We start from the raw sequence: 11,971 nt of genomic DNA, 5'->3' as shown, positions 1-11,971 counted from the left end.
TGGATAAGACACCAGTTATACGCTAACTCCACTTATCCACAAATCCACACGCCCTATTACTGTTACTACGATTTTTTTAATAATAATTAATATATATATTCACTTAGGAGGAGTCAGGAATGAAATTCACGATTCAGCGTGATCAACTGATGGAAAGTGTACAAAACGTTATGAAAGCCATCTCTTCACGAGCGGCAATTCCGATTTTGACCGGAATGAAGTTAGAAGCAACAGAAGAAGGGGTGAAACTGACAGGAAGTGATTCTGATATATCCATCGAATCATTTATTCCTGCAGAAGAAGATGGAATCGTTTATATCGAGAACATTGAACCGGGAAGTATCGTACTCCAGGCGAAATATTTTCCTGATATCGTACGGAAAGTGCCTCAGAAAACGGTGGAAATCGAAAGTGATCATACGAAAAATGTAACGATCCGCTCCGGAAGTGCCGAATTCCACCTGAATGGACAAGATGCAGAAGAGTATCCTGAACTCCCTCAGCTTAGAACGGAAAACAGCTTCGACTTACCGACGGATTTACTTAAGAGACTGATCAAACAGACCGGCTTCGCTGTTTCAACTTCTGAAACACGACCGATTCTCACCGGAGTCCATGTCAGTACAGAAGAAGAAACACTCCAGTTCGTGGCCACTGATAGTCACCGGCTTGCTTCAAGGAAAATCAAACTCGAAACAGAGGAATCCATAGCTTTACCTTCTGTAGTCATTCCAGGGAAGAGCTTGAGTGAGTTGAACAAAATCCTGGATGATACCGAAGATCCCGTACAGATCAGTGTTACGGATAACCAAATCCTTTTCCGTACCAAACATCTGTACTTTCTCTCACGCTTACTCGACGGCAACTACCCTGAAACGTCCCGGCTGATTCCGAATGAGAGTAAAACGACCGTTCTTATCGATTCCCGGGAACTGTTGCAGTCCGTCGACCGCGCTTCTCTTCTCGCGAAAGAAAATCGTAACAACGTCGTCCGCCTCTTGACGAAAGGAAATAACCAAATCGAAATCCACGGGAATTCTCCTGAGGTAGGAAACGTTACGGAAGAAGTGACAGCTGAAAGTATCGAAGGCGAAGAGCTGAAAATTTCTTTCAGTGCGAAATATATGATGGATGCCCTGAGAGCGATTGATGAGACTCAAGTAAAAATCGAATTTACTGGGGCTATGAGACCGTTTCTGATCACTCCCGTTGAAGACGACTCGATTTTACAGCTGATTCTACCGGTACGGACCTACTAAAGAGTTATCCACTGTGGATAACTCTTTTTTTCGTTATAGCCTGTTCAGGAATTTTTGATCGGGATGAGTCAGATCACGAAGAACTTGAGAAGATGATTCTCAGATTCCTGATCTGCTGAGCCACAGGGAAAATTGTACCTTGATGAATCCGTCCCCCTTTGCTTTTCATAAACGGTTATCTTTAGTAAAATAATAAGTACACAATACTTTTAGGAAATAAGGGGACGTACATGAGCGAAAAAATAGAAATTGCGACAGAGCAAATCCAGTTGGGTCAGTTTTTGAAACTGGCGAACGTTGTGGAATCAGGCGGAATGGTGAAAGTATTTCTGGCTGAATTTGAAGTGATGGTGAACGGAGAACCGGAAACGAGACGTGGACGTAAACTTCACCTTGGTGATGTAGTGGAAATCGAAGAATTCGGAGCATATGAAGTCGTCTCCGAACAGTAAAATGGAGAAGCGATCTGATGCACATAAAAGACATAGCCCTGACTACGTATAGAAATTACGATAAGCTGTCTCTTCAGTTCGATGACACGATAAATGTCATCATCGGAGAGAATGCACAAGGAAAGACCAATCTCATGGAAGCTATTTATCTACTCGCTTTCACGAAATCGCATCGTACCCCGAGGGATAAAGAATTAATCCAATGGGAGCGAGAGTATGCTAAAATAAAAGGTACGATTGAAAAAAGGACGAATCGTTACCCGATGGAGATTGTACTTTCCAAAAAAGGGAAGAAAGCAAAACTCAATCACATAGAACAAAAACGGCTCAGTGATTATATCGGAGCCTTGAATGTTGTTATGTTTGCACCTGAGGATCTGAATCTGGTGAAAGGGAATCCTCAGGTGCGTCGTAGGTTTATTGACATGGAAATCGGACAGATCCAACCGAAGTATATTTATCATCTCGGCCAGTATCAGAAAGTTCTCAGGCAGCGGAATCATCTGTTGAAAGATTTGCAGCGTCGGAGAACAGAGGACGTAACGATGCTTCAGGTATTGACGGATCAGCTGGTGGAACATGCTTCCATCATTGTCGAAAGACGTTTTCAATTCCTGAAATTGCTTCGTGGATGGGCCTCTGTGATACATGAAGGGATCAGCAGAGAGCTTGAGAAGCTTGAGATCTTTTACCGTCCGAGTCTCGATGTATCAGAATCTATGGATTTGACCACAATTAAAGACAGATACGTTACGAAATTTAACGAGATCGAAACGAAAGAGATAGAACGGGGCACGACTCTTGCCGGTCCTCATCGAGACGATCTCGTCTTTTATGTGAACGGTAAAGATGTACAGACCTATGGTTCGCAAGGTCAGCAGCGGACAACGGCTCTATCTTTGAAACTCGCAGAGATAGAATTGATCCATAAAGAAACCGGCGAATATCCGGTATTGTTGCTTGATGATGTACTCAGTGAACTTGATGACCACCGGCAGTCGCATCTGTTGCATACGATTCGTGGAAAGGTGCAGACGTTCGTATCGACGACGAGTATAGATGGAATAGAACACGAAGCATTGAGAAACGCAGAACTCTTTTATATCGAAGAAGGAATGAGAAAGAAATGAGGTGTCCTTTTGTTCATTCATATCGGAGAAGGAAACGTAGTGAAATCGGATGAAGTCATTGCAATCATTGATTGCGACCTGATCAGCTCTTCGTCTATCACAGAAGAAATGGTTTTTAACCGTCGCAAGGAAAAGCAGGTCGTGGAGACAGAAGAATATGAGCCGAAAGCTATGATTATCACGGAAGAGGCGATTTATTTCAGCCCGTTATCTGTTGCAACGCTGAAGAAACGTGGGAACATGCAGACGACACTTAATAAGCTCGATGACTTTTCTGATGAAATGGAAAGCACGCTGGATGAATAATCAAAAGAAACAAGGACTGTGGGTGAAACTATGAGTGATGAAATTCAAAGAGGGAAAGAACAGGCTTATGATGAGAATCAGATACAGGTCTTAGAAGGGCTTGAAGCGGTTCGGAAACGTCCGGGAATGTACATCGGTTCTACGAATGAGAAAGGATTGCATCACCTCGTCTGGGAAATCGTCGATAACAGTATCGATGAAGCGATGGCCGGTCATTGTGACCAAATCCAGGTGATCATTGAAGAGGATAATAGTATTACCGTCACCGACAACGGACGCGGTATTCCTGTCGGTATTCAGGAGAAAACAGGACGCCCGGCCGTCGAGGTGATCATGACCGTTCTGCACGCAGGTGGTAAGTTCGGAGGAGGCGGATATAAAGTCTCCGGTGGACTTCATGGTGTCGGAGCATCGGTAGTGAATGCTCTATCCGATTACCTCGAAGTGTACGTGCATCGGGATGGAAAATTGTATCATCAGGATTACAGACACGGGGTGCCGCAGAAAGACGTCGAAGAAATAGGAACGACGGATAAGAACGGGACGAGAATCCACTTCCGCCCGGATCATGAGATTTTCAATGAAACACAGGAATATAACTTCGATACGCTTGCCAATCGTCTGCGTGAACTTGCGTTTCTTAACCGGGGACTGACGATTACGATTGAAGACAAGCGGACGGATTCTGAGAATGATAAAAAGGAATTCTACTATGAAGGTGGCATTGTATCCTATGTCGAACACTTGAATAGCAGTCGGGGAGTGCTTCATGAAGCTATTTATGCGGAAGCGGAGCAGGATGGGATCTCCATTGAACTGGCTCTTCAGTATAACGACGGGTTCGCAAGCAATATTTATTCCTATGCGAACAACATCCATACGTATGAAGGCGGAACGCATGAGTCCGGGTTCAAGACCGGTCTGACGCGTGTCATCAACGACTATGCCCGTAAGAATAATATGTTTCGTGAGAATGATCCGAACCTGACGGGTGATGATGTACGTGAAGGATTGACCGTCATCATTTCCATCAAACATCCGGATCCTCAGTTTGAAGGACAGACGAAGACGAAGCTCGGGAACAGTGAAGCCCGTACGGTCACAGATGCGTTATTCTCCGAGCATTTCGGCAAGTTTCTGCTGGAGAACCCGAATGTGGCCAAGATCATCGTAGAGAAAGGGCTTATGGCTTCCAGAGCAAGAATGGCTGCGAAAAAGGCCCGGGAACTTACGAGAAGAAAAAGTGCGCTTGAAGTTTCCAATCTTCCCGGGAAACTTTCGGATTGTTCTTCAAAAGACCCTTCGATCTCTGAGCTTTATATCGTGGAGGGTGATTCAGCAGGAGGCTCCGCCAAGCAGGGCCGGGACCGACATTTCCAGGCGATTTTGCCGCTGCGCGGGAAAATCATCAACGTAGAGAAAGCACGTCTGGATAAGATTCTATCCAACAACGAAGTACGCTCGATGATTACAGCCCTCGGTACGGGGATCGGAGAGGAATTCGATATTTCCAAAGCCCGTTATCATAAAGTGGTAATCATGACCGATGCCGACGTAGATGGTGCCCATATCCGGACCCTTCTACTCACGTTCTTTTATCGCTATATGAGGCCGCTTCTTGATCATGGCTATGTCTATATCGCCCAGCCTCCGCTCTATCAGATCAAGCAGGGGAAAAAAGTATATTACACCTTCTCCGACCGGGAGCTTGATGCGAAACTGCAGGAGCTTCCTGATTCGCCGAAGCCCGGCATTCAGCGTTACAAAGGTCTCGGAGAAATGAATCCGGAACAGCTATGGGAGACGACGATGAATCCGGAAGGTCGGACGATGCTTCAAGTCAGTCTTGAAGATGCGATCGGAGCGGATGAGACGTTCAGTATGCTTATGGGCGATGCCGTCGAACCACGAAGAAATTTCATACAGGAAAATGCGCATTACGTCCAAAACTTGGATGTGTAATAGTAGGCAAGGATAAGAGTTCGTTTTCTCTAGGAGGTTTACAATATGGTGGATCAACCAGACAGTTCGCGCGTTCACGAAATAAATATCAGCAACGAAATGCGGACCTCATTTTTGGATTATGCGATGAGTGTCATCGTGGCACGTGCTCTGCCGGATGTCCGGGACGGACTGAAACCGGTACACAGACGTATTCTTTATGCCATGAATGACCTCGGAATAACTGCAGACAAAGCTTATAAGAAATCCGCCCGTATCGTCGGGGATGTTATCGGTAAATATCACCCGCACGGGGATTCAGCTGTGTATGAAGCTATGGTAAGGATGGCACAGGATTTCAGTTATCGCTACGAGCTCGTGGATGGACACGGGAACTTCGGATCGGTAGATGGTGATTCTGCGGCAGCTATGCGTTACACGGAAGCACGGATGTCCAAGATTTCTATGGAGATGCTTAGAGACATCCAGAAAGATACAATCGATTACCAGGAGAACTATGACGGGACGGAGAAGGAACCGGTTGTACTTCCGGCTCGCTTCCCTAACTTCCTCGTGAATGGAGGGTCGGGGATTGCAGTCGGGATGGCGACGAACGTTCCCCCTCACCAGCTCGGTGAAGTCATCGATGCGGTACTTGCCGTCAGTAAAGATAAAGATATCACTATCCAGGAACTGATGGATGATTATATTTTCGGGCCTGACTTCCCTACGTCCGGCCAAATTCTCGGACTGAGTGGAATCCGTAAAGCATACGAAACCGGAAAAGGTTCCATCCTGATCCGTTCACGCGTCAATATTGAAGAACGGGCGAATGGCAAGAATGACATCATCGTCACCGAACTTCCTTATCAGGTGAACAAGGCTCGTCTCGTCGAAAAAATCGCCGACCTTGCCCGTGATAAGAAAATCGACGGGATCACGGACCTTCGTGATGAATCGGACAGGGAAGGTATGCGTATCGTCATTGAACTGCGGAAAGATGTGAATGCGAATGTCGTCTTGAACAATCTGTACAAAATGACGGCTCTGCAAACATCCTTCGGCATCAACATGCTCGCCCTGGTCGATGGACGTCCCAAGGTGTTGAACCTGAAGCAGTGTCTCGAACATTATCTCGAACACCAGAAAGTGGTTATCCGTCGCCGTACCGCTTACGAGCTGAAGAAAGCGGAAGCGAGAGCTCATATTTTAGAAGGGTTGAAAGTTGCCCTTGATCATCTCGATGAAGTGATCACGCTCATCCGTCAGTCTCAGACTACGGATATCGCAAGAGATGAATTGATGAGCCGTTTCGATCTGTCAGAGAAGCAGTCCCAGGCGATTTTGGACATGCGTCTCCAGCGTCTCACAGGACTCGAACGGGAGAAGATCGATTCAGAATATGACGAACTCATCAAAAAAATCGCCGAACTGAAGGCTATTCTTGCAGATGAAGAACGTGTTCTCGAAATCATCCGTGAGGAGCTGCTTGATTTGAAAGAGCGCTATAACGATGAGCGTCGTACGGAAATCGTCATGGGCGGCATCGATATGATCGAGGATGAAGATCTGATTCCTGAAGAAACAGTCGTCATCACACTGACGCACCAGGGATACGTGAAGCGCCTTCCGGCAGATACGTACCGTGCCCAGCGTAGAGGCGGTCGTGGTATCCAGGGGATGGGAACCAATGATGAAGACTTCGTCGAGCATCTACTTTCCACTTCCACGCATAGCACGCTCCTATTCTTCTCGAACAAAGGGAAAGTTTACAAGATCAAAGGGTATGAAATCCCTGAATTCAGCCGTACGGCTAAGGGTCTCCCGATCATCAACCTCCTCAATATCGAGAACGACGAGTGGATCAATGATGTGATTGCCGTAGAAGAATTCGTCGAAGACTGGTACTTCATCTTTACGACCAAACACGGCATTACGAAGCGGACGAGTCTTTCGAAGTTTGCGAATATCCGAAGAGGCGGTCTTATCGCGCTTACCCTGCGTGAAGACGATGAACTGATCTCCGTACGTCTGACCGATGGAGAGCAAGACGTTATGATCGGAACGCAGAACGGATATCTCATCCGTTTCCCTGAAGATCAGATCCGCTCCATGGGACGATCCGCGGCTGGTGTGAAAGGTATTTCTCTTCGCGGAGACGATCGTGTCGTATCGATGGAAATCATAGATGATACGAGAGAGGTGCTCACCGTGACGGATAAAGGATTCGGAAAACGTACACCTGCATCCGAATACCGGATCACCAACCGTGGCGGAAAAGGGATTCTTACCTGTAATCTCACCGAGCGGAACGGCAAGGTCGTTTCGACGAAAGCCGTCACAGGTGAAGAGGATCTGATGATTATGACAGCCAGCGGCGTCCTTATCCGAATGGCAGCAGGAAGTATTTCTCTGACGGGACGTAACACCCAGGGAGTGCGCCTCATCCGTCTTCAGGAAGGCGAAGAGGTATCCACGGTAGCGCGCCTTGAGGTAGAAGCAGAGGAGAACGAAGAAGTGACCATAGAAGCTCCTGTACCGGAAGAAGAGTGACGTTATTTAAAATAGAATGAAAATATGTAAGGTGTTATCTGACACTATCTTTGCAGAAGAACCGCGACGTCTTCTGGAAACGATGCGGTGGTCGGATGACACCTTTTTTTCGAATCAAAAGAACCGCTAGTCGATGGAGAGGGTCACTGAAACTTCTGGCACTTCACGACGATAATAGAAGTGTACTTACGTTCAAAGGAAGATAGGGGGAAGAAGGTAGTGCAGATCAATGTGAATGAACTGATACCGGGGTGTATTCTTACAAAGGATGTAGAAGGGAAAACGTCTCGTCCGATCATCCCGAAGGATACTGTTATTTATCGGACGCATATCGACGTGCTCCAGGCATTTCGAGTCAAAGAGGTACATATTTCAAGTAAGATGGCGAACGGAGAAAACGTGGAAGAAGCGGCGAAAGAATACGAGCAGGAACAAGTGGAAGTGCGGATCGATGATGAATTCCGTGAACAATACCTGGACGGGGTCTACAAGCATCAGCAGATGTTCAAGCGCTGGAGGAACGGCTTCGGTATCGACCTTCCAGCTATAAGGGAATGGTTCCTGCCTTTACTATTCAAGGCTACAGCTACCAAACAGGAAATTCTCCGTCTCCATCACTACACCCGCCAGGATGAATACATGCATCACCATAGCGTTTCCATGGGGTTGATAGCAGGGTATCTCGGGCAACGCCTCGGGTTGCAGCAGGGAGAATGGATTCAGGTAGCTCTTGGGGGACTGCTGAGTGATTGTGGTATGTCTTCGCTTCCGTGGGATACTCTCCATAAGACAGGTGCGCTTACGGAAAGGGAATTGAAGGAAATCTATCAGCATCCGGTCTATTCTTATCGAATGGTCGAGGATTTGACTGCGATGAACAAAAAAGTGAAACTCGCGGTCCTGCAGCACCATGAGCGTCTGGACGGATCAGGATACCCTCTGGGTGTACGTCAGGATAAGATCCAATTCTACAGTCAGATCATCGCTGTCAGTGACGTGTATCACGCGATGACCTCAGAACGACCTTATCGCAAGAAGCAGTCTCCTTTTAAAGTGATCGAAGAAATCCAGAAAGAACAATTCGGCAAATACGACTTAAGAGTCACGAAAGTACTGACCAATGATCTGACTAACATTTCGATAGGTACAACGGTCAAACTGTCCAATGATGAATTCGCCGATATCGTTTTTATCGATTCGGCCACGCCGACGCATCCGATGGTGCGCTTACATCACAGTGATGTCCTGATTTCTCTGAAAGACGAAGGGTTGAATGTAAAAGAAGTATATTAAGTTCTCCGCTATTTTCCGGTTGAAAAACGTCGTTAGATGTCTTATTGTAAATAACAATATAATATAAAGTATTCATCTACGGAAAAGGAGAGAAAAACGTTGAGAACAGATAAATTTCAAAAAGAATCACTGACGTTCGATGATGTACTGCTCATGCCCCGAAAATCAGAGGTACTTCCAAGGGACGTATCACTGTCTGTAGACCTCACCCCTAGCTTGAAATTGAACGTACCGATTATAAGTGCAGGGATGGATACAGTGACAGAAGCATCCATGGCCATCGCAATGGCGCGTCAGGGAGGACTGGGTGTCGTCCATAAAAACATGTCTATCGAAGATCAGGCGGAACAGGTCGACATGGTTAAACGTTCTGAACGTGGAGTCATCACGAATCCATTCTTCCTTACACCGGAGAACCAGGTCTACGATGCCGAGCACCTGATGGGTAAATATAGAATCTCAGGAGTGCCGATCGTTGATAATGAAGATTCCCGCAAGCTCGTGGGGATCATTACGAACCGTGACCTCCGTTTTATAGAGAACTATTCTCTTCGTGTTTCTGAAGTAATGACGAGTACAAACCTCGTTACGGCTCCTGTAGGGACGACGCTTGAAGAAGCGGAACACGCGCTTCAGAAGCATAAAATCGAAAAACTTCCTCTCGTGGATGAAGACAACGTACTCAAAGGCCTGATTACTATCAAAGATATCGAAAAGGTCATCGAATTCCCTCATGCAGCTAAAGACGCTGAGGGGCGTCTCCTTGTGGCTGCTGCCGTAGGAGTTACTGCAGATGCCATGACCCGTATCGATAAACTTGTAGAAGCAGGAGTGGATGCGCTCGTCGTAGATACTGCTCATGGACATTCCCAGGGTGTCATCGAACAAGTCAAGCGAATCCGTCAGGCATACCCATCTGTGAATATCATCGCTGGTAACGTAGGGACGAAAGAAGCGACACGCGAACTTATCGAAGCCGGAGTTGATGTCGTGAAAGTCGGTATCGGACCGGGATCGATTTGTACGACCCGTGTTGTTGCCGGTGTAGGTGTTCCACAAATCACTGCTGTGTACGATTGTGCGGAAGAAGCGGAGAAGCATGGCATTTCCGTCATCGCGGATGGTGGAATCAAATACTCCGGGGAAATCGTCAAAGCTCTGGCAGCCGGAGGGTCCGCCGTTATGCTCGGCAGCATGCTCGCTGGTGTGAAAGAAAGTCCGGGAGACACGGAAATCTTCCAGGGACGTCAGTTCAAAGTATATCGCGGTATGGGATCCGTCGGAGCGATGGAAGCAGGATCCAAAGACCGTTATTTCCAAAGCGGAAACGAAGCGAAGAAACTGGTTCCGGAGGGTATCGAAGGACGTATCCCTTTCAAAGGACCACTGGCTGATACGATCCACCAGCTTCTTGGAGGTCTTCGTTCAGGCATGGGATATTGCGGAACGAAAACCATAGAAGAACTCAGAAATGATGCTTACTTTACGAAGATCACCGGAGCGGGACTTCGTGAAAGCCATCCTCATGACGTACAAATTACGAAAGAAGCACCGAACTACTCCGTTTGACCTGCTTCTTTCTACTCGAGACAGGGACTTTTCCCTGTCTATTTTTTTGCAGGTGCCTATGGTAAAATATTAAAGGCATGAATTATAAAGGGTGGAGGTTGAGAAAGTTGATGGAACGATGGAAATCAGCGATTATTCTCGCTGTACTTTTAATAGCAAGCAGTCTACTCTTTCCTGTCAGCAGTCTGGCACAGGAAGTGGAAACGGAAGCGAAATCCGCGATACTCGTGGATGCCAATACAGGGGATGTTCTTTTCAAAAAAGAAGCGGACCTGACATTGCCACCGGCGAGTATGACGAAGATGATGACGGAATACTTAGTGATGGAAGCGATAGAAGAAGGAGAGATCAGCTGGGATACGACGACTCAGATTTCTGATTATCCTTACAGCATTTCAGCGAACCCTTCTTTTTCAGGAGTGGGTTTGACGCAGAACCAGGATTATACCGTCCGTTCCCTGTATGAAGCGATGGCGATCAACTCAGATAACGCGACTTCCATTGCGCTCGCAGAACTGATCGCAGGATCGGAAGGCGAATTCGTGAAAATGATGAACGAAAAAGCTGCGGAACTCGGTATGGAAGATTATAAGTTCGTAAACAGTACGGGGCTTTCGAACAGTGACCTTGGAGGTAATGTTCCGGAGGGGACGAGCGCAGAAGATACGAACCTGATGTCGGCACGTGCAGCGGCGACACTCGCTTATCACCTTGTGAATGATTATCCGGAGGCGCTGGAGATTTCAGGTACGCCTACGACAGAGTTCGATGGACAGACCATCCAGAACTGGAACTGGATGATTCCGGGGATGCCGGGGTATTTATCCGATTTCGGATATGAAGGCGTCGACGGTCTGAAAACCGGTTATACAGAACTTGCCGGTAACACTTTCACCGGTACAGTGGAAAGGGACGGCCAACGTCTCATCTCCGTCGTCATGAAGACCTCAAGCCGGGAACAACGCTTTGAAGAGACGCGTAAATTGTTCAACTATGGATTCGAGCAGTTCGAGAAGCAGGAACTCTTCGGGAGCGGCTATCAGATGGAAGATAAAGAAACGCTTCCGGTAACCAAAGGAAAAGAAGATCAAGTTGCGATCGAAACCGGAGAAGCTCTCTCGAGAATGATCAAACAAGGCGAGGAAGAAGCCTATTCCATCGAATACAAGTTGAAGGAAGAAGAACTTACGGCACCGGTCGAGGCCGGACAACAGGTCGGAGAAGCTACCCTTGTCTATGAAGGGGAAGTACCTCAGGAAAATATAGTGAAGGAGAATCCGCATACGGTACCGGTAGTCGCAGCTTCGGCCGTGGAGAAATCCAACTGGTTCATGTTGACGCTTGGTAACATCGGAAGCTTCTTCGGAAATATATTTACAGGTGCTGTCGATATGGTGAAAGGCTGGTTCTGATCAATTTTTCAGAAAACAGTGAGGTTGAGGATAGGATTTACCGTGAAAATGCGTTA

The 11,971-nt window shown here is 47.0% G+C and carries 9 protein-coding genes; all 9 read left to right on the top strand.

Features of this window, described 5'->3' with window-relative positions; genetic code table 11:
• Positions 1-119: 119 nt before the first annotated feature.
• The 9 genes from dnaN to BLQ44_RS11375 all read left to right on the top strand — a co-directional run bounded on the left by dnaN (position 120) and on the right by BLQ44_RS11375 (position 11,915).
• Entirely contained in the window at positions 120-1,259 is a 1,140-nt protein-coding gene (gene dnaN, locus BLQ44_RS11415) for a DNA polymerase III subunit beta (protein WP_093194030.1), read from the top strand.
• A 230-nt stretch (positions 1,260-1,489) separates the two neighbouring features.
• Positions 1,490-1,711, top strand: coding sequence for a S4 domain-containing protein YaaA (gene yaaA / locus BLQ44_RS11410; protein WP_093194029.1), 222 nt, complete (start codon positions 1,490-1,492; stop codon positions 1,709-1,711).
• A 17-nt stretch (positions 1,712-1,728) separates the two neighbouring features.
• Positions 1,729-2,841 carry a DNA replication/repair protein RecF gene (gene recF, locus BLQ44_RS11405; RefSeq protein WP_093194028.1) on the top strand — a complete coding sequence of 371 codons (1,113 nt, stop codon included), beginning with the start codon at positions 1,729-1,731 and terminating at the stop codon, positions 2,839-2,841.
• 9 nt (positions 2,842-2,850) lie between these two features.
• Positions 2,851-3,147 carry an extracellular matrix regulator RemB gene (remB, locus tag BLQ44_RS11400; RefSeq protein WP_093194027.1) on the top strand — a complete coding sequence of 99 codons (297 nt, stop codon included), beginning with the start codon at positions 2,851-2,853 and terminating at the stop codon, positions 3,145-3,147.
• 30 nt (positions 3,148-3,177) lie between these two features.
• Positions 3,178-5,109 (top strand): DNA topoisomerase (ATP-hydrolyzing) subunit B, encoded by a 1,932-nt coding sequence (gene gyrB / locus BLQ44_RS11395; protein ID WP_093194159.1) that lies wholly within the window; start codon positions 3,178-3,180, stop codon positions 5,107-5,109.
• A 45-nt stretch (positions 5,110-5,154) separates the two neighbouring features.
• Complete coding sequence (gyrA, locus tag BLQ44_RS11390; RefSeq protein ID WP_093194026.1) at positions 5,155-7,641, top strand: DNA gyrase subunit A; 2,487 nt, start codon at positions 5,155-5,157, stop codon at positions 7,639-7,641.
• Positions 7,642-7,860: 219 nt separating this feature from the next.
• Positions 7,861-8,934, top strand: coding sequence for an HD-GYP domain-containing protein (locus tag BLQ44_RS11385; RefSeq protein ID WP_093194025.1), 1,074 nt, complete (start codon positions 7,861-7,863; stop codon positions 8,932-8,934).
• A gap of 99 nt (positions 8,935-9,033) precedes the next feature.
• Positions 9,034-10,503: an IMP dehydrogenase gene (gene guaB / locus BLQ44_RS11380; RefSeq protein ID WP_093194024.1), complete on the top strand. Its 1,470-nt coding sequence runs from the start codon at positions 9,034-9,036 to the stop codon at positions 10,501-10,503.
• A gap of 110 nt (positions 10,504-10,613) precedes the next feature.
• Entirely contained in the window at positions 10,614-11,915 is a 1,302-nt protein-coding gene (locus tag BLQ44_RS11375; RefSeq protein WP_093194023.1) for a serine hydrolase, read from the top strand.
• Positions 11,916-11,971: the final 56 nt, after the last annotated feature.

Origin of the sequence: Salimicrobium halophilum (assembly GCF_900100295.1) — a bacterium.
GTDB lineage: Bacteria > Bacillota > Bacilli > Bacillales > Halobacillaceae > Salimicrobium > Salimicrobium halophilum.
This window is presented reverse-complemented; position numbering and strand designations above follow the sequence as displayed.

Excerpts from the sequence above, each read along its gene's own strand:
- dnaN (WP_093194030.1), top strand. The coding sequence starts at position 120 with ATGAAATTCACGATTCAGCGTGATCAACTGATGGAAAGTGTACAAAAC.
- yaaA (WP_093194029.1), top strand. The coding sequence starts at position 1,490 with ATGAGCGAAAAAATAGAAATTGCGACAGAGCAAATCCAGTTGGGTCAG.
- recF (WP_093194028.1), top strand. The coding sequence starts at position 1,729 with ATGCACATAAAAGACATAGCCCTGACTACGTATAGAAATTACGATAAG.
- gyrB (WP_093194159.1), top strand. The coding sequence starts at position 3,178 with ATGAGTGATGAAATTCAAAGAGGGAAAGAACAGGCTTATGATGAGAAT.
- gyrA (WP_093194026.1), top strand. The coding sequence starts at position 5,155 with ATGGTGGATCAACCAGACAGTTCGCGCGTTCACGAAATAAATATCAGC.
- BLQ44_RS11375 (WP_093194023.1), top strand. The coding sequence starts at position 10,614 with ATGGAACGATGGAAATCAGCGATTATTCTCGCTGTACTTTTAATAGCA.